Annotated in this window: 19 protein-coding genes; 7 read left to right on the forward strand and 12 right to left on the reverse strand. The window is 60.6% G+C overall.

All coding sequences use genetic code 11. From position 1 onward, the window contains the following. The first annotated feature begins 12 nt into the window (after positions 1-12). From G6N83_RS03015 to G6N83_RS03035, 5 genes are read left to right on the forward strand one after another with little or no spacing between them, the layout of a single operon-like run. Positions 13-1,020: a glycosyltransferase family 2 protein gene (locus G6N83_RS03015; RefSeq protein WP_165139157.1), complete on the forward strand. Its 1,008-nt coding sequence runs from the start codon at positions 13-15 to the stop codon at positions 1,018-1,020. Between the two features lie 4 nt (positions 1,021-1,024). Then, positions 1,025-1,897, forward strand: coding sequence for a glucose-1-phosphate thymidylyltransferase RfbA (gene rfbA, locus G6N83_RS03020; protein ID WP_165139159.1), 873 nt, complete (start codon positions 1,025-1,027; stop codon positions 1,895-1,897). After that, positions 1,897-2,898 carry a dTDP-glucose 4,6-dehydratase gene (rfbB, locus tag G6N83_RS03025; protein WP_165139161.1) on the forward strand — a complete coding sequence of 334 codons (1,002 nt, stop codon included), beginning with the start codon at positions 1,897-1,899 and terminating at the stop codon, positions 2,896-2,898. Before rfbA ends, rfbB begins: the two co-directional genes overlap by 1 nt. A 5-nt stretch (positions 2,899-2,903) precedes the next feature. Beyond that, a complete protein-coding gene (locus tag G6N83_RS03030; protein ID WP_165139163.1) occupies positions 2,904-4,334 on the forward strand; it encodes a sugar nucleotide-binding protein in 1,431 nt (476 codons plus the stop codon). Continuing rightward, entirely contained in the window at positions 4,331-5,221 is an 891-nt protein-coding gene (locus G6N83_RS03035) for a glycosyltransferase family 2 protein (protein WP_165139165.1), read from the forward strand. The genes G6N83_RS03030 and G6N83_RS03035 overlap by 4 nt, the downstream gene beginning before the upstream one ends. A gap of 31 nt (positions 5,222-5,252) precedes the next feature. Here the strand turns inward: G6N83_RS03035 and G6N83_RS03040 are convergent, their stop codons facing one another. The 9 genes from G6N83_RS03040 to G6N83_RS03080 all read right to left on the reverse strand — a co-directional run bounded on the left by G6N83_RS03040 (position 5,253) and on the right by G6N83_RS03080 (position 15,985). After that, on the reverse strand, positions 5,253-5,987 hold the full coding sequence (locus G6N83_RS03040; RefSeq protein WP_241246263.1) for an ABC transporter ATP-binding protein: 735 nt from the start codon (positions 5,985-5,987) through the stop codon (positions 5,253-5,255). Between the two features lie 20 nt (positions 5,988-6,007). Continuing rightward, a complete protein-coding gene (locus G6N83_RS03045) occupies positions 6,008-6,868 on the reverse strand; it encodes an ABC transporter permease (protein WP_183408447.1) in 861 nt (286 codons plus the stop codon). Positions 6,869-6,962: 94 nt separating this feature from the next. After that, complete coding sequence (locus tag G6N83_RS03050) at positions 6,963-10,007, reverse strand: hypothetical protein (protein ID WP_165139169.1); 3,045 nt, start codon at positions 10,005-10,007, stop codon at positions 6,963-6,965. A 121-nt stretch (positions 10,008-10,128) separates the two neighbouring features. Further along, positions 10,129-11,232: a glycosyltransferase gene (locus tag G6N83_RS03055; RefSeq protein WP_165139171.1), complete on the reverse strand. Its 1,104-nt coding sequence runs from the start codon at positions 11,230-11,232 to the stop codon at positions 10,129-10,131. A 66-nt stretch (positions 11,233-11,298) separates the two neighbouring features. Then, positions 11,299-12,744: an LCP family protein gene (locus tag G6N83_RS03060; RefSeq protein ID WP_165139173.1), complete on the reverse strand. Its 1,446-nt coding sequence runs from the start codon at positions 12,742-12,744 to the stop codon at positions 11,299-11,301. Further along, on the reverse strand, positions 12,741-13,208 hold the full coding sequence (gene purE, locus G6N83_RS03065; RefSeq protein ID WP_165143071.1) for a 5-(carboxyamino)imidazole ribonucleotide mutase: 468 nt from the start codon (positions 13,206-13,208) through the stop codon (positions 12,741-12,743). Before purE ends, G6N83_RS03060 begins: the two co-directional genes overlap by 4 nt. Positions 13,209-13,342: 134 nt before the next feature. After that, the gene (locus G6N83_RS03070) at positions 13,343-14,503 is read right to left on the reverse strand and encodes a 5-(carboxyamino)imidazole ribonucleotide synthase (protein WP_165139175.1); all 1,161 of its coding nucleotides are present in this window, start codon (positions 14,501-14,503) and stop codon (positions 13,343-13,345) included. 36 nt (positions 14,504-14,539) lie between these two features. Further along, positions 14,540-15,118 (reverse strand): PH domain-containing protein, encoded by a 579-nt coding sequence (locus G6N83_RS03075; RefSeq protein ID WP_165139177.1) that lies wholly within the window; start codon positions 15,116-15,118, stop codon positions 14,540-14,542. A gap of 60 nt (positions 15,119-15,178) precedes the next feature. After that, positions 15,179-15,985, reverse strand: a complete 807-nt coding sequence (locus G6N83_RS03080; protein ID WP_165139179.1) for a biotin--[acetyl-CoA-carboxylase] ligase — start codon at positions 15,983-15,985, stop codon at positions 15,179-15,181. A gap of 153 nt (positions 15,986-16,138) precedes the next feature. On the opposite strand from G6N83_RS03080, the gene G6N83_RS03085 reads away from it, so the two are divergent. Together G6N83_RS03085 and G6N83_RS03090 are read left to right on the forward strand one after the other, a co-directional pair. Continuing rightward, positions 16,139-17,728: an acyl-CoA carboxylase subunit beta gene (locus G6N83_RS03085; RefSeq protein ID WP_165139181.1), complete on the forward strand. Its 1,590-nt coding sequence runs from the start codon at positions 16,139-16,141 to the stop codon at positions 17,726-17,728. Further along, positions 17,725-17,958 carry an acyl-CoA carboxylase subunit epsilon gene (locus G6N83_RS03090; RefSeq protein ID WP_165139183.1) on the forward strand — a complete coding sequence of 78 codons (234 nt, stop codon included), beginning with the start codon at positions 17,725-17,727 and terminating at the stop codon, positions 17,956-17,958. The genes G6N83_RS03085 and G6N83_RS03090 overlap by 4 nt, the downstream gene beginning before the upstream one ends. A gap of 257 nt (positions 17,959-18,215) precedes the next feature. On the opposite strand, the gene G6N83_RS03095 is transcribed toward G6N83_RS03090, so the two are convergent. Genes G6N83_RS03095 through G6N83_RS03105 form a run of 3 tightly spaced genes read right to left on the reverse strand, consistent with a single transcriptional unit; the run spans position 18,216 to position 21,140 of the window. Then, positions 18,216-19,223 carry a hypothetical protein gene (locus tag G6N83_RS03095; RefSeq protein WP_241246265.1) on the reverse strand — a complete coding sequence of 336 codons (1,008 nt, stop codon included), beginning with the start codon at positions 19,221-19,223 and terminating at the stop codon, positions 18,216-18,218. Between the two features lie 8 nt (positions 19,224-19,231). After that, a complete protein-coding gene (locus G6N83_RS03100; RefSeq protein ID WP_241246266.1) occupies positions 19,232-20,482 on the reverse strand; it encodes a sensor histidine kinase in 1,251 nt (416 codons plus the stop codon). Continuing rightward, positions 20,475-21,140, reverse strand: a complete 666-nt coding sequence (locus G6N83_RS03105; protein ID WP_165139187.1) for a response regulator transcription factor — start codon at positions 21,138-21,140, stop codon at positions 20,475-20,477. The genes G6N83_RS03100 and G6N83_RS03105 overlap by 8 nt, the downstream gene beginning before the upstream one ends. Positions 21,141-21,160: the final 20 nt, after the last annotated feature.

The following is a 21,160-nucleotide window of genomic DNA, read 5'->3' on the forward strand; positions in this document are numbered from 1 at the left end:
GACTCAATGAATATGGATGCCGCGAGTTCGACGCGATTGGACATCGTTGTGCCCGTTCATGGCGGGTGGTCGCATGTCGCCGACTGCCTCGCTGCCCTCGAGACTCAAACGTCTCGCGCACGCATCATTGTGGTCGATGATCTCTCACCCGATGACACACTGGCTCGAATTCGTGAAAGGTTTCCGCAGTTCACGATTATTGCTAACGCAACAAATCTCGGATTTGCTGCCACCTGCAACGTGGGCATGCGCTCCGGCAGCTCGGAATTTGTCTTGCTGCTCAATAGCGATGTCGTCGCGGTACCGAGCATGGTTGATCAAATTCTCGACAGTTTCGACTCGGCGGCAGAAGATTCACTCGGCAGCGTCGCCTCCGTGCTCCTCGCACCCGACGGCACGATCGATTCGTTCGGGATAACTGCGGACGTGACGGGCGCAGGCTTCGTGAGATTCCATGGAAGTCAGGTTCACGATATCCACGCACACGTGCCCCCCGTGCTCGGCCCGTACGGCGCGGCGGCCGCCTACCGGCGCGCGGCACTCGAAGATGTCGGCCTCTTAGACGAGAACATTTTCATGTACGGCGAAGAACTTGAGCTCGCCCTTCGACTTCGCACGGGTGGCTGGGGCGCGCTCGCTGTGCCTTTCATCGCTGGCACCCACATAGGCGGCGCTTCTGCTGGCACTGAGTCGGAGCGCCAGCGGTATCTTTCCGGTTTTGGGCGCGGATACTTGCTACGGGTTTACGGCGTGCTGCAAGGAAGGCACGCCGCACGCGCGATCGTCACCGAGGCAATCGTTACCGGTGCCCGGCTGGTCCTTCGGCGTGATCTTGCCTCACTCAAAGGGCGATTGAGCGGGTGGAGGAAGGGTTATCGGGTACCTCGACGCGCGCTCCCCACGTCAGGCTTGGACACAAACATTGGGTTCCGCCTCTCGTTGAAGATGCGCTCGCCCGACTATTGGAAGAGCCTGGCTAAGCAAGGTGCTCAGGCCCCACGGGGCCGCATGAAAGAATGATTCCATGAAGGGCATTATTCTTGCGGGCGGTTCAGGTACTCGACTCCATCCCGTGACCCTTGGGGTCTCGAAACAGCTCGTGCCGGTGTATGACAAGCCGATGGTCTATTACCCGCTGTCGACGTTGATGTTGGCTGGTGTGTCCGAGATTTTGGTGATCACAACCCCACACGATGCTGACGCGTTCGAGCGGTTGTTGGGCGATGGATCGCAGTTCGGAATCAGTATCCAGTTCGCCGTGCAGCCCTCACCTGATGGGCTGGCTCAGGCGTTCACGATCGGTGCGGATTTCATCGGTGATGACAAGGTTGCTCTCGTTCTCGGAGACAACCTTCTGTATGGTCCGGGGCTTGGTACACAGCTGAAGCGGTACACCGATATTGATGGGGGTGCCGTCTTCGCGTACTGGGTCGCGGAACCCTCCGCGTACGGTGTTGTCGAGTTCGATAAGAGCGGGCGTGCGATCTCGTTGGAGGAGAAACCCGCAGCACCGAAGTCGAATTATGCGATCCCGGGTCTGTATTTCTATGACAACGATGTCGTGGAGATCGCCCGAAACTTGCAGCCCTCACCCCGTGGTGAGCTCGAAATCACTGATGTGAACCGGGCGTATTTGGAGCGCGGGAAACTGCAGGTCGAGGTCCTCCCCCGCGGAACAGCCTGGTTGGATACGGGAACGTTTGATCAGATGACGGATGCCGCGGACTACGTCCGAACGATCGAACGCCGCACCGGGATGAAGATCGGATGCCCGGAAGAGATCGCGTGGCGTCAAGGGTTCCTCACGGACGAGCAACTTACTGAGCGTGCCGGGAAGATGATGAAGTCCGGGTACGGGTCGTATTTGATGGAACTGCTCGAACGAGGAGAAAAGTAATGCCCCGAAAGCTCCTCGTCACCGGTGGTGCCGGTTTCATCGGTTCGAACTTCGTGCACCATGTCCTCGCGCATACTGACGATCATGTCACTGTGCTCGATAAGCTCACCTACGCCGGAAACCTCGCATCTCTTGAAGGCCTTCCGGCGGACCGGTTCCGGTTCGTTCAGGGCGACATCGCCGATGCTGGGCTCGTTGATGAGCTTTTCGGTGACGTGGATGCTGTCGTGCATTACGCGGCAGAGTCTCACAACGACAACAGTCTCCACGACCCGCGCCCATTCCTTGATACCAACATCATTGGTACGTACACGCTCCTGGAAGCTGCCCGAAAGCACGACCGTCGCTTTCACCACATCTCTACCGACGAGGTCTACGGTGACCTGGAGTTGGATGACCCGGCCCGGTTTACCGAGCACACCCCCTACAACCCCTCCTCCCCTTACAGCTCCACGAAAGCGGGCAGCGACCTCCTCGTGCGCGCATGGGTGCGATCGTTTGGGGTAAAGGCCACGATCAGCAACTGTTCCAACAACTACGGGCCGTACCAGCACGTGGAGAAATTCATTCCCCGTCAGATCACGAATGTGATCCGCGGCATCCGCCCCAAGCTCTACGGTGCAGGAGAGAACGTCCGCGACTGGATCCACGCCGACGACCATTCCAGCGCTGTGCTCACCATCCTTGATAAAGGCACGATCGGTGAGACGTACCTCATCGGGGCCGATGGGGAAAAGAACAACAAAGATGTCGTCGAACAGATCCTCACCCACATGGGTCAAGAACCCGACGCATACGACCACGTCACCGACCGTGCCGGACACGACATGCGGTACGCGATCGATTCCACCAAACTCCGCACCGAACTCGGCTGGACACCCGCGTACCAAAACTTCGAAACAGGCCTTGCTGCAACGATCGACTGGTACCGCACCAACGAAGCCTGGTGGGCTGCGTCTAAAGACGGCGTCGAAGCGTTCTACGCCGCACAGGGACAGTGACGTCGATGGCAACGGAGTTTGGTAAAGCACTCGCGCGGACCGAAACCACGATCCCCGGGCTGTTCCTCTTCGATCTCCCGGTCCACGGCGACAGTCGCGGGTGGTTCAAAGAGAACTGGCAGCACGAGAAGATGACTGCGGCAGGCCTAGAAGATTTCGGGCCCGTGCAGAACAACATCTCCTTCAACGACGCGGTCGGCACGACCCGAGGCATCCACGCGGAACCGTGGGACAAATTCGTCTCCGTCGCCACCGGACGCATCTTCGGCGCGTGGGTCGACCTCCGCGAAGGCGACACCTTCGGCGCCGTGTTCACCACAGAACTCGACCCCTCAAAAGCAATCTATGTTCCCCGCGGCGTAGGCAACTCCTATCAGACTCTGGAACCCGACACCGCGTACACGTACCTCGTCAACGACCACTGGTCGCCCGCCGCGTCGTACTCGTTCCTGAACCTCGCCGACGAGACAGTGGGCATCACCTGGCCCATCCCCCTCGACCAGGTAGAAATCAGCGCGAAAGATAAAAACCACCCCCGCCTGAGCGACGTCACCCCGATACCCCCGAAAAAAACCCTCATCATCGGGGCGAATGGGCAACTCGGCCGAGCACTCCGAGCCGAATACGGCGAGAACCCCTCGGTGGAATACACCACCCGCGACACGCTCGACATCACCGCCCCGGGGCTTGCCGCAGCACGCCGGTGGCGGGACTACGACACCATCATCAACGCCGCCGCCTACACCGCTGTCGATACCGCAGAAACCCCCGAGGGGCGCACCCACGCGTGGGCCGCGAACGTCACAGGGCTCACCGCCCTCGCAGAAACCGCGACCCGACACGGCATCACCCTCGTACACGTCTCCAGCGACTACGTCTTCGACGGCACAAAGACCGGTGAATACACCGAAGAAGACCCCATCTCCCCCCTCGGCGTCTACGGGCAAACCAAAGCAGCCGGCGACGCGATCGCCCAGACCGTCCCCCGCCACTACATCCTCCGCACAAGCTGGGTTATCGGCGACGGAAACAACTTCATCAGCACAATGGCTCGCCTCGCCGAAAAAGGCATCGACCCCAAAGTCGTCAACGACCAAGTCGGACGCCTCACCTTCACGAGCGACATTGCGTCCGCCATCAGCAAATTGTGCGCCTCAGGTGCACCCTACGGAATTTATAACGTGACCGGGGCAGGCACGCCTGGCTCTTGGTACGACATCGCTCGCGATGTCTATCGCCTGAACGGTCATGACCCTGAGCGCGTGAGCGCCGTTTCAACAGAAGAGTATTTTGCGAACTCGACGGCACCTGTCGCGCAGCGACCCCGCAATAGCGTGCTGAGCTTGGCCAAAGCGCAGGCGGCCGGTGTCGGAACTGCAGACGCGCACCAAAGCCTCGTCGGTTATCTCGAAAGCGTGCGACGGGATGTTTCGTGACAACCCCACAAGTTGCGATCGTCGTACGCACGAAAGACCGTCCGCATTTTTTGCGACGCGCGATCAACAGCATTCAGTCGCAGTCGTTCACTGACTGGGAATGTGTAGTCGTCAACGACGGTGGCGATATTAAGCAGGTCGAGCTGGTGCTCGCCTCAGCGGCTACCTCAGATGATCCCCGCATTCGCATTCTCAACCACGAGGAATCACGCGGACGGTGGAAGAGCGCAAACGCGGGAGTACTCGGGACGACTGCTCCACTGCTCGTGCTGCACGACGACGACGACTCGTGGCATCCTGAGTTCCTCGACCGCGCGACCTCCTACCTCTCGCAGCACACTGAGCGCGACGGTGTCGTTGCGCGGACGGAAATCCTGTGGGAGAGCCGCGACGGAGATTCGTTCTCGGTCGAACGTCGAGAGATTTTCCAAGGCCACCTCCAAGACCTTCTTCTTACCGACGCACTGCTCTTCAACAGGTTCGTTCCCATCGGGTTCCTCTACCGCCGTGAGCTGCACGCCGAATTAGGACTCTACGACGACAAGTTGCCTGTCATCGGTGACTGGGCTTTCAATCTGCGAGTACTGGCCCGCGGGCCTCTCGAATACCTGTCAGATCAAGCCCTTGCGTACTGGCACCAGCGCAGCGACACGAGCGGTGCCGAAAGCAACAGCGTGACCGGCGCGGGCCGAGACCACGATCGATTTGATGCGCGTATTCGCGATTCCGAGTTGCGCAAGTACACCGAGAACGAAGGGCTCGGGCTAGTGCTTTACCTGACGAAGTTCATCGATCAACGCTTCGTCGACGTAGAGGCCGGAATCCGGCACGAGATCGTCGACGCTTCGTTCTGGAATCGCCTCAAACAATGGTTGAAACGACGCTAACCTTGCCAACTCGCCGCGGCGAGCAACGCTGCTAGCTCTTCAAGAACTCCACGGCTTCGACAGCAGGCCCGTCAAAAATCTTCTTGCCCTTTGAAATCACGATCCCACGAGCACACAGCTCTTGAATCATATTCATGTCGTGGCTGACGACAAGCATCGTAATTCCGCTGGCGATGAGCTCTTTGATTTTGGCAGCACACTTAGCGCGAAACGGGGCGTCCCCAACTGAGAGCACTTCGTCGACGAGCAAAATGTCAGCGTCGACATGAATGGCAACCGAAAAAGCAAGCCGCATAAACATACCTGACGAGTAATGCTTAACCTCCTGATCGATGAATTCACCGATCTCCGAGAAAGCGACGATATCGTCAAATCGCTCATCGATCTCTCGCTTACCCATTCCGAGGATGGCACCGTTGAGGTAGACGTTCTCTCGGCCCGATAGGTCTGGGTGGAAACCAGCGCCCACTTCGATGAGCCCAGCGATCCGTCCCCGTGTTAAGACCTTGCCGCCATCGGGTTCAAGTACACCCGAAACCAGTTTCAGTGTCGTTGACTTTCCGGATCCGTTGAGACCCAGAACAGCCACAGCCTCGCCCTCCCCGACCTGAAAACTGACGTCATCGAGGGCGGTGAAGACATCCGCTTTGACCTTTTTGCCGCGGATCCATCCAATGAACGCTTCTTTGAACGAGTGAGAGTTTCGTTTAAGGAAAACCTTCGATACTCGGTCGACAACAATTGAGGGATGCGTGACTGTTGCCACGATGGAAGCATTTTTCTTCATCACAGGTCCTGAGCAAAAGATCGTTCAAAGCGACGGAACGCGAACTGGCCGACCACGAGCATCACGACGGTGATGAACACGGCCACGGCCGAGTAAACCGCAAAATGCGGAGGCAACCCGTGGCTGTCCGTCGTGGTGGCACCCCAGAACCCTACGTGGAAGAGTTCAACGGCAATCGTTAGCGGGTTACACATAAAGATATGGAACGCCCAGGACGGCAGCGCAGCCTGCACGAGCGGCCACACGTAAAGCACGGGTGAAGTCCACGTCGAGAACATGCGGATGATCTCGACAAAGTTCTGCGCATCTCGGAAGCGAACGTTGATGCCCGCGAAGAACAATCCCATGCCAAGCGCAAATGCGACGACAAGAACTGCACCGGCCAGCACGGCAACGAGACCCATAAGCGTCGGGGTCCACCCGACAGCAAGACACACAGCTAACAGGATGGCGACCTGCGGCAGGAAGTGAATCAGCGCCACGATGATCGATGCGACAGGAAACATCTCGCGCGGCAGATATATCTTGCGCACGAGCGAGCCATTGTCGACAATCGCCGACGTGGCGTTACCAAAGGCCTCGTTGAAGAGGTTGATTATCACTACGCCCGAAAAAAGATAGATCGGGAAATTCTGAACGTCGCCGTGCAGCCCGAGGATGATCCCCATGACGAAGTAGTAGACGAGAAACTGTGATGCTGGTTTGACATACGACCACGTCCAGCCGAGCACCGAGTTGCGGTATCGAGTTGCAGTGCCTTTTCGAACAAGCAAACGCAGGAGAAACCCGCGGCGGAATACATCGACGAGGCCGCGACCGCGTCCGGGGACGTCGTAATCGCTGAGATCAAGCAGAGTCACGGGTGTTCTTGCCTTACGAGTGAAGATTGCACCATGACAGGTGCCGGGGTCGGCTCATCTTATCCCGCATCAGTCACCGAAGCCTGGGTCCGACTCAGGGTTTACGCGTCAGGTCGCTTCGGTCGAGCCACACCCCGCGCCCATCGATCTCAACCTTCAACCAATCACGGGACGAGTTCACACCCACACCCGTAACGATCGTCCCAGCAGATACATCGACCGCACCCGACGCACACCCGGAATTAGGCGCCGAACGACCCGTCGTCCCCGCCTCACCCACAACATACGTCTGACGCGCCGAACCCACGCCACCAGGAACCGCACACGCCGCCTGAGCAGACGTCGCATACGCAGTACCAGAACGCGGAATCCACACATCCCCGCCCTCAAGCTGAACCTTCAACCAGCCATCAACAACACCCACAGCCTGCACAACAGTCCCCGCCGACAACGAGACCGCACCTTCACCACACGCAAACGAAGGCGCCGTGCGTCCAAGCACCGTGCCCGACTGCACGACGTATGCCTTCTTCGCAGCGGAATAGCCCGACGGCTCCTTACAGGTGAGGTCCGTCGTCGTAGCAGCCGTAAGGTCTGACCTGCTCAGCCACACCCCGCGCCCATCGATCTCAACCTTCAACCAATCACGGGACGAGTTCACACCCACACCCGTAACGATCGTCCCAGCAGATACATCGACCGCACCCGACGCACACCCGGAATTAGGCGCCGAACGACCCGTCGTCCCCGCCTCACCCACAACATACGTCTGACGCGCCGAACCCACGCCACCAGGAACCGCACACGCCGCCTGAGCAGACGTCGCATACGCAGTACCAGAACGCGGAATCCACACATCCCCGCCCTCAAGCTGAACCTTCAACCAGCCATCAACAACACCCACAGCCTGCACAACAGTCCCCGCCGACAACGAGACCGCACCTTCACCACACGCAAACGAAGGCGCCGTGCGTCCAAGCACCGTGCCCGACTGCACGACGTATGCCTTCTTCGCAGCGGAATAGCCCGACGGCTCCTTACAGGTGAGGTCCGTCGTCGTAGCAGCCGTAAGGTCTGACCTGCTCAGCCACACCCCGCGCCCATCGATCTCAACCTTCAACCAATCACGGGACGAGTTCACACCCACACCCGTAACGATCGTCCCAGCAGATACATCGACCGCACCCGACGCACACCCGGAATTAGGCGCCGAACGACCCGTCGTCCCCGCCTCACCCACAACATACGTCTGACGCGCCGAACCCACGCCACCAGGAACCGCACACGCCGCCTGAGCAGACGTCGCATACGCAGTACCAGAACGCGGAATCCACACATCCCCGCCCTCAAGCTGAACCTTCAACCAGCCATCAACAACACCCACAGCCTGCACAACAGTCCCCGCCGACAACGACGTTTGGGATATCGAGCAGTCAGAATTGGGCGCCGCCCGCGCAACAACCGTTTCAGTCAGGACATAGACCTTCGACGCCGATGAAGCTTCGGCAGGAATTGAACACACTGCGGATGACGAAGCCCTTGTTGTGTCGGAACGCAATATCCACGCGTACGAACCGCCGACGTTGACACGCACCCACTTGCGGTCTGAACTCACCGCGGAGGCCGTCACCACGATCCCCGCCGTCAACGCCGTCGAGTTAATACTGCACTTCGAATTCGGCGCGCTGCGTGCCGTCGTACCACCCGCATTGACAACGTACGACAGAGAGGCGTTGCCCACATCAGTCGCGACGGCACAGGCGGCTTCACCTGATGAAGCCGCGCGCAGGGACGACCGCGCCACCCAGGTTTCGCCAGTTTCGAGAGAGAGATTGATCCAATCACGATCTGAGTTCACATCAGTCGCTTGGAGAATCGCACCATTCTCGAGGGGCTGCGGATCTGTTGCACAGGAAGAATTGGGCACGATACGGCCCGTGAAATCTTCCGTAACGACGTACACCTTCGTTGCGCTGGTGACATTTCCGGGAACAGCACAGTACTTCTCGTCTTGCGTTGCGTACCTTACATAGTCGCGTGAGATCCAACGGTCTTGGTCTAGCCAGCGAATCTTCAGCCATCCATCGACAGCCCCGACGGCCTGCACAATCGTGCCCGATGACAGCGCGGTCGCGTTCTTCGAGCACAATGTAGACGGCGCGGTTCGCGCATTCAACGTGCCAGCACTTACGACGTAGGCCTTCTTCGCCGAAGACACTGCCGCAGGTTGCGCACACGGATCACTCACCACCGGCGCCCCGAACCAGTCGGTGAAGTATTGATAGAAGTTTCGGTTGCCGTACGACGAGCATCCGTCGCCTGTGCCGTAGCCGGCGTTCAATGCCGCGGCATTCGGGCGGTAGGGCGTGTAAATGTAAAGGTTCGCGGTCGCTTGGTTCTCGATGTAGACGTTCGAGGTTCCACACGACGCGTTCGGGTGCCAATAGATCGTGTTCGTCTGACCTGCTCGGTATGTGAACGAATTCGGATAGACGGTGTAGATCTTCATCTGTCGAGCAGCACCATAGACCTGGTTGAAAAAACCGTAGTACTGCGTGTCACACGCGGCGGTATCCGGGCAACCCTGCCCCATAGCGATTGTGTAGCGGAATTCGCTCGGCCACACGTGGCTGACAAGACCCTGTTCTTTTTCGAGCATCACAAGCAGAACCTGCGGGTTGATGCCACAGGCTTTCGCCACCTTGTAGATGATGCGCGATGCTCGCTCGCGCACGCCTCCGCTGTAGGCGCCGCACATGGCACTCGCTGTGGTCGTTCGCGACGTGTCATACCAGTCTTTGAGGCAGGTGTAGCCGCTCCGGCAAGAAGAAACCTTCTTCTCCAAGAACGACTGGATCTGCGCTTCTGTCATCGTGCCCGAGTCGAAGAACTGGGCGTCGCTGATGATGTTTCCGGCGTTGAACTTGGAAAGATCTGCGCTCTTCGTGATGTCGCTTGAGACAGCCGTCCCCGCCTCGACGTCGAGCGAACTGGCCGTTGAGTTGACGGCTGTTGTCTCGACTTCGGCGGCCGTCGCTGGCTGCGCGACGGCAACTAACATGCCGACCACAACGGCCAAACTGGCTAGGCTCGCCACGCCGGCGCGCGCGCCCGACCGGGAGAACAATGAGCGTCTCATGTGAATAGTGTGACTGAAGTTGCCTGTGAGCACCAACGATGCGGCGAAAACGTTCGCCATAAGGACGCTAATCGGAGCGTTCTAGCCGGAAAAATATCGCCATCCAGAAGGCGACGCTCTCCTAAAGCTCAGCGTGAAGGGCCCACACACTCTCGGCAGCAACGCGCCATGAGAAGCCGCGACCGCGATCCGCAGCCATGACGGCGAAGCGGCGGTGCGAGGCATCCGACCCCATGACTTGTGCGAGTGACTCACCGAATGCGTTCTCGTCCTCGGCGACCAAACCGCCGTCGAACAGCACCTCTTTATGCACTTCGGATGCCGCAGCTACAACGGGCACACCAAGTCGGAGTGCCTCAAGAACACGCCACGGGAATGCGCTGGCACTCGACGGCGCCACCATGGCCCTCGCGGATGCCAGCGCAGCGGCCCGATCCGCAACGTCAAGCATCGACCTCACATGGACGCGGGAGGCGACAAGGCCCGCCGATACCGCGATGTCGACTACAGCTGGTTCGCGGCCCTCTGCCTGATCGAGAACTACTACCGGCAATTCGATACCGGCATCCACGACCGCGGCGAACGCGGTGCGAAGTTCTGCCGGTGAACCGGGAGCCACGAGAATGTGCTCTTCAGGAAGCTCAAGCGTGCGGCGGCGACCCACCGCATCTGTCGGCACGGCGAATCCTTCGGGTGCGGCTCCCGAGATCACCCGCACGCGGGATCCCAAGCGCGACAGTTCACGCAACTGCTCGGCCATCGTGTGAGTGGGAACGATGACAGCATCCGCGTGTCGTTCGGCGCGCTTGAGCATTGCGCGATGCCACATGAGAGCGGGCTTCGACATTCCCTCTCCACCGAGCCAGGGAGTGAGATCCCACAGCGTCACAACCGTCTGATCATGGTTGTGTACGCGGTCGTGCTTGACCAGAGGAGCAGCCAACGACGCGGCATGAATAAGCCCGCCACCGAGGCGAGGTGCGACACCGAGCTGCCAGGCGGCGGTGAGCTCGCGACGCGCAAGAGTCGACTGGGCCACATCCTTCAACCCGGGAATTAGGCGCTCTGCCTCGTCGGCATGGTTCGCAGGAACGATCGCCGAAACGACGCATCCTCGAGGCGCTGTCTCCACGAGCGCGCGCGCAAGTTCACTCTCGGCCATCGCAAGATTAGCGTCGGTCGGGGTGGTGAGCTGGTCGAGAACGACCCGTAGTGTCGCGGTCATCCTTCGAGCGTAATCTCGCGAGATGGGTGCAACCCGGATGCCACCACGCCAGGTGCGAGATCGTTATCAGTCTGAAGGAGTTGGCGTGGCCGACGGCGGATGAAGCGTTGTTTGCATCAACTCATGGATGTGATCGATGTCAGGGTCATCCTGATCGATGTTGTTCGCTTCGGGTGTCAACTCGATCGTCGTGACGGGCTGCGACTTGGCGTCGACAGCGAGCTCGGCGAGCGTCGGCAGCAGTGACTGTGGCACATCTGTCTCGACGAGATGTGTACCAGCGGCGACGATGTCTTGGAACCTCGAGAGCACGTTCTCAGGGGTGAACTGAGCGAGCATGGCCTCTTGCAACTCGCGCTGACGCTGCATCCGGTCCCAGTCGCTCGTCGTATAGCGTGACCGCGCATACCACTGCGCCGTATTGCCGTCCATGTGCTGCTGCCCGACTTCGATCCACCCGATTGCCCAGTCCTCGGCGGGCTGTCCCTCGTAGGCGGGACCGCCGCCTTCGGGGAGGCGCTCGGTGACATTGATGTCGACCCCGCCGAGAGCATCGATCAACGCGGCGAAACCATCCATGTCGATGAAAACGTAATACGGAATCTCGATGCCGAGTATGCCTTCCGCAGCATCTTTGGTTGCCTCGACTCCGGGCTCCGACCCGTTGTCTTTCGCATCCGGATAAAGCGCTGCACCATCGCGGCATACCTCAACCTCAGTACGGAGCTGGTTGAGTCCGCTCCCCCACCCGCACACCGGATCTGAGTAACCCGTGTGGCCGTCGGGATAGAGGTCTTGCATGGGTCCGGCCGCGAACGGAAAGTGTCCCATGTCTCGCGGAAGTCCCGTGATCGTGACGGCCCCGGTATCGGCGTTCACGGAGACGACCGAAATGCTGTCAAAGCGCATCGAGTCGCGTCCTTCGCCGCTGTCGGCGCCGAGAACCAGAATGTTGTAGTAGCCGTCACTCGGCGGTACGGCGGGTGCTGATGATCCGAAAATGTCGACGATGGCACCGCGTGTGGCCCCTGCAGCATTCGCTGCATATGCGGCGCCGCCGCTGGACGCGAGAACGAGTATCGCCGCAAGGGCAACGATTCCGAATCGGGCAAAGGGCTTTGCTTTTACGAGGCGCACAATCCTGAGCGTGTCGATAGTGAGCACAATCCAAAGCGCGGCGTAGGCCAGACAAAGGCCCTGCACCAGCAGCAGAACGAACCAGTTGGTGCCAAGGGTGAACAAAACTGAACGCCAGAGCAGCGCTGTAATCGCCACGAGCACGACAAGCGCCCACATCAGAAGTGTGGCGAAGAGACCGATTCGTGCGAGCTTCCGACTACCGGCCGCTGCCTGCGCAGAACCTGGGATTAAGAAGTTGAGAATAACCAGCCACCATCCGCGTCGAGTCATGACTTGACGTGACGATGAGTTGGGATAGCGCATCGGAAACGGATTTACGAGATCGGGCGTGCTCGCACGCGAGGTTGAACGCGCGGGGCTCGCAACGCTCACAGTGATCCTTTCAGGCGCGTGTTCTTCGCCTCGACAGCCGCTTCGAGCTCGCGCGCGTACGCTTCGATTCGGTCGCCGAGCTCGTCGTCGCTCACGCCAAGAATGCGAGCCGCGAGAAGCCCTGCGTTTTTCGCGCCGCCGATCGATACCGTTGCCACGGGAATGCCTGCAGGCATCTGCACGATACTCAAAAGCGAATCCATGCCGTCGAGATACGCCAGCGGGACGGGAACTCCGATAACCGGAAGCGAGGTTACCGACGCGAGCATACCCGGCAGGTGCGCGGCTCCCCCGGCGCCCGCGATGATCACTCGGATGCCGCGTGATCGCGCATCGCGGCCATAACGAAGAAGCTTGTCTGGAGTCCGATGCGCCGATACGACTTCAACCTCGTGCGCGATGGCAAGTTCGGTGAGAGCCTCGGATGCCGCCTTCATCACTCGCCAATCGGAATCGGATCCCATTACGACGCCGACGAGCGGGGCGGAGGAAGCGTGCAGCGGCTCAGTCACTCCTCCAGGCTAGGGGTCGTGGCTGGAAGATCCCCGCAACGGCACGCGCACCAGGCGTCGACGGCGGGTCGATCCCCTCCCAGACGCTAGTCAGTGAAAAGGGATGCCGCGGCGCGAGCGGTGTAGACAGCGTCATCGATGTCAGACCCAGCAACGTTCACATGACCGACCTTCCGGCCGGGCCGCGGCGCCTTGCCGTATGTATGAATCTTGGCATCCGGATGAGCTGTCATCACCTGTGCAAACCGGTCCTCGAGCCCGCCCGATTTCGGCCCGCCAAGAATATTCACCATCACGGACCATTCCTCGCGCGGTGACGTATCGCCGAGCGGCAGATCAAGCACCGATCGCACGTGCTGCTCGAACTGACTTGTGACGGCACCGTCCTGGCTCCAGTGTCCGCTGTTGTGCGGACGCATGGCGAGCTCGTTGACCAGGATGCGCTCATCCGCCGTTTCAAAAAGCTCGACGGCAAGCATCCCTGTGACCCCTAGTCCGGCAGCGATCTCTACACCCAACTGCGCTGCAGCCTCCAACAGCCTTTCATTCGCGCCGGGCGCCGGGGCTATCACCTCGGCGCAGACGCCGTCCTGTTGCACAGTCTGGACGACCGGATATACCCGCATTTCACCCGACGGTCGACGTGCCACCTGCTGGGCGAGTTCGCGCGAAAAGTCGACGAGCTCCTCCGCAAGCAGAGCGCCACCTCGCGCATCCTCTGCAAGAGCCGTGAACCAGTCTTCAGCTTCGGTCGCAGCGCTGACGACGCGCACGCCTTTACCGTCGTACCCGCCGCGCGGAGTCTTCACGACAGCGCGCCCACCGTTGGCATCGAGAAACTCCTGCAGCTCGACGGCATTCGTCACGGCTGCCCATTCGGGCTGCGGCATCCCGAGCTCGGCAAGGCGGGCGCGCATAACCAATTTGTCTTGCGCGAACTGCAGAGCGTCCGGCCCCGGATGCACCGCGACGCCAGCATCAACCAGGGCGTGAAGCACCGACTGCGGAACGTGTTCATGATCGAAAGTCACAACGTCAACATCGCGCGCGAATTCAAGCACTGTCTCAACATCGTGGTAATCACCGACCGCAGATGCCGCGAGCTCAGCTGACATTCCGGTCTGTTCTGCGAGCACCCGGATCTCGACACCAAGTTCGGACGCCGGAGCGATCATCATCCGAGCCAGCTGCCCGCCGCCGACAACACCGATTCGCAAAGACATGGGTTTTCCTTCCGTCGGCCTCATTCTCTCGCATGCCGCGCGTGACGACCTATGCAAGGTCTAAGGCAGTGCTGGGCGAGGGCCCGCCGAGGGCACATCGCCGGTTCCCAGACGCTGACCGTCACGGTGAGCGAGAATCTGATTGACCTCAACCTGATCGACGAGCGCTTCGTGGACGAGGGCCACACCCGGAATATTGCGGATGACGATGGCATCGTCGACGCCGTTCGCGAGAGTAAGAGTGCCGGTGCGCCACATACGCTGCAGGATGCCGCGCCGCTGCGTGACGGTGTAACCCCGCACGTGCATAAGCTCGCGATATTTCCGGCGGACGATGCCCGACCGTTCAATCACGCGTCGCGTCGTCACTGTGTATGTGTGCGACCACCACACAAGAAATGGCAAGAGCACCAGGATGAAGATCACGACGGCTGCGGCGGTGAGGAGCATCCAGTTTTCGTAGGGATCCGGGAGATTGTTATAGAAATACCCCGTCGCTGCGGCAACAGCGAACAAAATGAGTACGGCCCAGAACAGCCGACGCGCGTGCCCTCGCACCCGAACAACCCTCAGCTCCGGTGTTGGCGCCCCGGGCGCGGGCGTCAAAGGGCGCCCTCCGTAGGTGGTCGGCTGCGTCACACACCTATTGTGGCGTGCCGACGCCCAGAGGCGATGCTCCCACGCCCACAGCGTGGTGCGTCAACTCGCCGAAAGCGTTGATCGAACATGCACAACATCACCTGCGGCAACAGCAACTTCGGCACCTTCGGTGGTCTTCACGACAAGGCGGCCGTCATCGTCAAGCGCGGTCGCCTGGCCCGACAGCCGCGTGCTATCGGGCAGTGACACCACAACATCTGAACCGATAGTGGTGCATACCGATTCGACTTCAGCGCGAGCACCCTGGGTGTCGACTGCACCCATGAGCCGTGTGATGTGATCCGCGAGTTCCCGAACGAAAGTGGCAAGAAGCGCGTCGTCGTTGCAGTCCACCCCCATCGCAGCGAACGAAGTTGCAGTCGCGACCGGCAGATCGACGGCGCTCATGCTCGTGTTAGTGCCCACACCGACCACGACTATGTCGGGGCGCCCGGGAACGACCTCAGCCAAAATTCCAGAGATCTTACCGCCGTCAACAAGCACATCGTTCGGCCATTTGAGGCCCGTAATGTGCCCGGAGCCGGAGAGCTGTGCGCGCACTGCGGTTGTCATAGCGACGCCGGAGAGCAATGGCAACCACCCACGGAACTGTATCGGCAGCTCCGGCACTCGCAGAACGACAGATACGGCGAGAGCTGTTCCGGCCGGAGCCGTCCACGTGCGGTCAAGGCGACCTCTGCCAGCACGCTGGTCGGTCGTCAAGAGCAGCGACAGGTGGGGCCATGCATCAGGATCAGCGGATACCGCGGCCACAACGTCAGCATTTGTTGAATCCGTCGCTTCGACGATCTGGACACGCGGGCTCACAGCGGCGGTGAGCGGATAACCCTCGGTAGGAATCGGCATGCGAAAACCTTACGCGCGCCTCGAGATCCCGGCATCCGGTTGACAACAAGGCCGACTTCTCGAAGCTCACGGGAGGAACCCAACAGCGGATGATGTAGATGGCTGTGCGTACCCTCCAACGCACAGCCCCGGTGCGCCGCTAGGGTGGAATTCGTGACGGACAGCTACGACCTCGCGACCACCGCCGGAAAAATCGCCGACCTGCGTGCGCGCTACCAGGAGGCCGTTGTCGATGCCGAATCGACGGCCCACGACAAGCAGCACGCGAAAGGCAAGCTCACTGCGCGCGAGCGCATCGAACTACTCCTCGACCACGGCTCTTTCGTCGAGATGGATGAATACGTTCGCCATCGTACGACCGCGTTCGGCATGGACAAGGCACGTCCCTACGGTGATTCTGTCGTGACGGGAACCGGCACTATCCACGGGCGCACAGTTGCTGTCTACTCTCAGGACTTCTCGACTTTCGGCGGCTCGCTCGGAGAAGTAGCCGGCGAAAAAATCATCAAAGTCATGGAGCTCGCGCTTCGAAGCGGTATCCCGTGCATCGGCATTCTCGACTCAGGTGGAGCACGTATCCAAGAGGGCGTCGTCGCCCTCGGCAAGTACGGCGAGATCTTCCGCCTCAACACAGCAGCTTCCGGCGTCATCCCCCAGATCTCGATCATCATGGGACCCGCGGCGGGCGGAGCGGTCTACTCTCCCGCTCTCACGGACTTCGTCATCATGGTTGACAAGACCAGCCAGATGTTCGTGACCGGCCCCGACGTCATCAAAACCGTGACCGGCGAAGACGTCGGCATGGAAGAGCTCGGCGGTGCGTACACGCACAACACCCGGTCGGGTGTCGCGCACTATCTCGCTGAAGACGAAGACGATGCTCTCGACTACGTGCGCACACTGCTCGGATATCTCCCCGACAACAACATGGCGGAGATTCCCGCATACGAGTCCGGCTTTGAGTTTGAAACCACAGACTCTGATCGATTCCTCAACACGGTGATTCCCGACTCGCCAAACCAGCCGTATGACATCCACACCGTGATCGAGCACATCGTCGATTCCGGTGAATTCATCGAAGTGCAGCCGCTCTTTGCCCCGAACATCGTCATCGGTTTTGGTCGCATCGAAGGGCGAAGCGTCGGAATCATCGCCAACCAGCCCTCGCAGATGGCGGGAACTCTCAACATCGAGGCGGGCGAGAAAGCGAGCCGTTTCGTGCGGTTCTGTGACGCTTTCTCCATTCCGATCGTCACCCTGGTTGACGTGCCGGGCTACCTGCCCGGCACGGACCAGGAGTGGACCGGCGTCATTCGCCGCGGAGCGAAGCTTCTTTACGCTTACGCCGAGGCGACTGTGCCCCTCGTTACCGTGATCCTGCGTAAGGCGTACGGTGGCGCGTACATCGTCATGGGCTCGAAGCAACTCGGGGCCGACATCAACCTGGCGTGGCCCACCGCCGAAATCGCGGTCATGGGCGGCCAGGGCGCCGTCAACATCCTGTACCGCAGCGAAATCAAGCGCGCCGAAGCCGCAGGTGAAGACGTCGCCGCCGTGCGGGCCAAACTCGCGAGCGAATACACGTACAACGTGGCATCCCCGTTCCTTGCCGCGGAGCGTGGCGAGCTCGACAGCATCATCGAGCCAGCGCAAACTCGCGTGTCGATCGCAAAGGCTCTGCGGGCTCTACGCGGCAAGCGCGCAAGCCTTCCCCCCAAGAAGCATGGAAACATCCCGCTATGACCGAAGCGGATGCCACAACACCCGGAGATTTCTCGCTCGAGGTACGTCGTGGCGACCCAACCGACGCCGAACTTGCGGCTGTCATGGCTGTCGTCAGTGAGGCCTATGCGGTCGAGGCCGATGAAGCGATCGCGGATGACGCGGCAGCGCGCTCAGCGTGGGAGATTTCCGCGAGAGCTCTGCGCGAACCGCTTCGCCGCGACGTGCGCTGGGGACGTTTCTCCGGCTGAACCCCGCGGCTGACGCGGAGAAATTCAAAGATGAGAAAAATCTCATCTTTGTCCCCCAAAGTACCTACAGACCAAACGTTGACAGCAACGGATACTGGAAGAGCTGGAACGCTTTCTTGCGTTCTCGTCGAGTTGCTCATCACAGGGTAGAGCCAACTTCGACGGCGTGGACGGTTTTCGGGTAACTGTCCACATGGCGAGGGGCGGGCGGCTTCGCCGCCCCTCGCCCCTTCTTCCTCTCGCCAGGCCGAAGGGCGTTACTCGCGGAAGTGCGGGATTTCCCGCCACAGTTCAACGGCATCCTCGTCGCCGGATCCCTGAGGCGCGGGCGCACGCCCCACGACAGTGACTGCGATCGTTTCGTCGGGCGAGGTGCGCACGTAGAGCCGGGGGGAAGTCGCGCCGCGCAGGATGTCGGCGAGCTCTGCGCGAATCGCGCCAAGCGCTTGATCATTCAGCCCGTCGAGTCCACCCTCGTCGAGCAGCATGACGTTCACTCCGCGCTTTCGCAGATCATCGACGGCATCTCGCACGCCGTTGTCAAGGAGGCGGGCAGCGCGAAGCTCATCTCGCAAGCGCCACTCGGCGAGCCTCGCCGCTGCCCGTTCTTCCGGAGTCAGTTCCCCGCTCGTGACGATGGTGCGGCTCAGAATCGGGCCCGCTTCAGCGAGGGCCCGACGAACGTGCATACGACGCTCCTGCGCTCGACCGGCGTGTGCGGCTTGCCACGCGGAAGCTGCTTGTTGAAGTTCAGCGAGCTTCTGCGCGTCGCGGCTCGCCCGAACCAGAAAGATCAGGGCGAGTTGGGCAACGGCGACCCAGACAATCGAGCCGATGAGGCCATAGACCAATGCCTCGAGCGGTCCGAGCCAAAACATGTAGGACCCGCCCATGAGCACCATGCCGGTCCAGGCCAAAATCCATCGTCCACGCACCATCAGAATTGTCATAAGGGCACCGATGCCGCCGATTGCCCACGTTACGTACGGCTCGTAGTGCCCTGATACCGGAGTCGCGAACATCAAAGCGTTCGGCACAGCCACTGCGACGATCATGGCGAGCACAGCTGCCCAGATAGGTACGTCCCTGGCGGCGGCGCTCTCCCGCTCGGAGCGCGCTCCCCAGAAGATCCACAACCACGTAGTCGTGACGTAAAGGATGATGGACGCAATGATCAACGGCGGAGAAGTAACGCCTCCCGTCCACCACAGGCCACGTGCCGCCAAGTACGCCGTGAAGGCCACCCCGATGACGGTCAGGATCAACCGAACGCTTACCACCGGTCGCCACCCTGCCATTCGATCGCGATAACGGTACCGTCGGCGTTCGACTGAATGTCAGCGTGCCCGCCGATCGACGAAACCCTCGCGATGATCGAGCCTCGCACTCCGAGCCGATCGCCAGGAACCTTCGCAACGTCGAAACCCGGCCCCGCATCGGTAATGAGGATAGAGACGCCGGTCGGGTCTTCCCGCCCTCGAACTGACACGCTCAGCCCCGCACCACCCGCATGCTGGACCGCGTTTGCGACGGCCTGAATGGCCGCGAGAGTTAGAACGCGCGCCACGCGGCCGGTCACCGCGATATCGGTATCTCCCTCGCGCTCTACCGGGATGCCAATGCCAAATTCTTGAGCGGCACCTTCGATCTCAGCTGCGATACCGCCTACTGTCGTGTTTTCATCATGACTGTCCGCATCATCCGAATCCGCGTGCGCCAGCCCCGACATCGCTTCACGCGCCATCGTGACAGCGAGTGTGCGTTCTCTGGGCGTGTCAGCACGTTCGGCGGCCAATAGCGCGCCCAACACGCTGTCGTGCATGAGCGCTGCCACGGCTACCCGCTCGTTTTCCGCAGCGTCCACTGCCGCAGCCTCCGCATACGACCGAACCGCGTCGGTGCGTACGGCATCGACGTTCGAGGCGGCAGAACGAATCGCCCATGCCATGGCGACCAGCGCGCCTCCGAGCAGGAGAGCGAACGAGACTTCGAAACCGACCGGCAGCCAAGCCTCAGGTGCGAATCCTGCGATGATCATGCGAGCTGCACCATAGATGATCGGAGCGGCAATCGCCCATACGAACTGCAATGACAGTCGGAAGGCAACGACGGCAGCAGCAACAGAGATGTCAACGAGATAGAACTGCCAGAGCGACTCAGCACTCGGCAAGACCGGTTCTGTGTATGAGAGCGGCCAGAACATGAGTCCCACGAGATATGTGACGGCGAAGATTGCAGCGAGCGGGCGCGCCAGCACGTTGACGAGGCATCCGATGATCATGGCGAGTAGTGTCACGAATCCGGCGACACTAATCACAATGGCGATCGACGGCACCGGTGCAATGAACGAAATCGCAGCGCCGAACGCTTGCGCGCCGTGAACGATGCACGTGGCACCGATCAAAAACGCGATCATTCGGTCGACGCGTGTGCGTGAGAATGATCCGATACCGGGCGCGTTTGATTTTCCGCTCGGAATGTAACGCCACGCCTCCGCGAGCACAGCCTGGTCGCGATCATTCATCGCGCGGTGCCCCGTCGGTCTCCTGCAGCAGACCATCTTCCATCGCGCGTCGTCGCAGATCGATTTTGGTCGGCGCGGGACGCCCGACCTCGACGTACTTCACACGTACGCGCGTGATGTTCTCTTTTGCCGTCGAATAGGCAATTCCCAGCCGGTCAGCCACTGCTTTGAGAGGCAAACCCGCCGCATACAGGCGGAGTACATCGCGCTCTCGCGCCGACAGCTGGGCGTCCGCGAACGCTCTGTCGCCCTCGACGGCGCTCGCCCACTCGACGTTGTCGAGCGGTTGGCCGCGGCCCACGATGCCGATCGCTGCAACAACGTCGTCGATCGGTGCCGCTTTGCTCACGATCCCGGCGGCTCCGGCGGCTAGTGCTTCTCGCACAGAATGCGGCCGATCGGCGACGCTATGGATGATGATGCTTGATCCTGCGGCCGTGAGATCAGAGACATTTCCGGTGACGGTCGTACCGTCGCCGAGAGTGAGATCCAGAACGATGACGTCTGCGGGAGACTCTTCATTCTCGCGAAGCCACGAGAGATACCCCGCCACACTGCTGCCCGAAAAAACCACAGTGCTCAGCCCCGAACGCGCAGTTGCGGCTTCTAAACCGAGGCGGACCGACTCGTGGTCGTCGATGAGAGCGACACGTGTCATATGGTCATGCTAGCCGGTCG

The sequence above is a fragment of the Microbacterium endophyticum genome (assembly GCF_011047135.1).
GTDB classification, from domain to species: domain Bacteria; phylum Actinomycetota; class Actinomycetes; order Actinomycetales; family Microbacteriaceae; genus Microbacterium; species Microbacterium endophyticum.

Bases quoted from the DNA above. Each gene is read 5' to 3' on its own strand.
- G6N83_RS03015 (WP_165139157.1), top strand. From the start codon at position 13: ATGGATGCCGCGAGTTCGACGCGATTGGACATCGTTGTGCCCGTTCAT.
- rfbA (WP_165139159.1), top strand. From the start codon at position 1,025: ATGAAGGGCATTATTCTTGCGGGCGGTTCAGGTACTCGACTCCATCCC.
- rfbB (WP_165139161.1), top strand. From the start codon at position 1,897: ATGCCCCGAAAGCTCCTCGTCACCGGTGGTGCCGGTTTCATCGGTTCG.
- G6N83_RS03030 (WP_165139163.1), top strand. From the start codon at position 2,904: ATGGCAACGGAGTTTGGTAAAGCACTCGCGCGGACCGAAACCACGATC.
- G6N83_RS03050 (WP_165139169.1), bottom strand. From the start codon at position 10,007: ATGAGACGCTCATTGTTCTCCCGGTCGGGCGCGCGCGCCGGCGTGGCG.
- G6N83_RS03055 (WP_165139171.1), bottom strand. From the start codon at position 11,232: ATGACCGCGACACTACGGGTCGTTCTCGACCAGCTCACCACCCCGACC.
- purE (WP_165143071.1), bottom strand. From the start codon at position 13,208: ATGGGATCCGATTCCGATTGGCGAGTGATGAAGGCGGCATCCGAGGCT.
- G6N83_RS03070 (WP_165139175.1), bottom strand. From the start codon at position 14,503: ATGAGGCCGACGGAAGGAAAACCCATGTCTTTGCGAATCGGTGTTGTC.
- G6N83_RS03080 (WP_165139179.1), bottom strand. From the start codon at position 15,985: ATGCCGATTCCTACCGAGGGTTATCCGCTCACCGCCGCTGTGAGCCCG.
- G6N83_RS03090 (WP_165139183.1), top strand. From the start codon at position 17,725: ATGACCGAAGCGGATGCCACAACACCCGGAGATTTCTCGCTCGAGGTA.
- G6N83_RS03100 (WP_241246266.1), bottom strand. From the start codon at position 20,482: ATGAATGATCGCGACCAGGCTGTGCTCGCGGAGGCGTGGCGTTACATT.
- G6N83_RS03105 (WP_165139187.1), bottom strand. From the start codon at position 21,140: ATGACACGTGTCGCTCTCATCGACGACCACGAGTCGGTCCGCCTCGGT.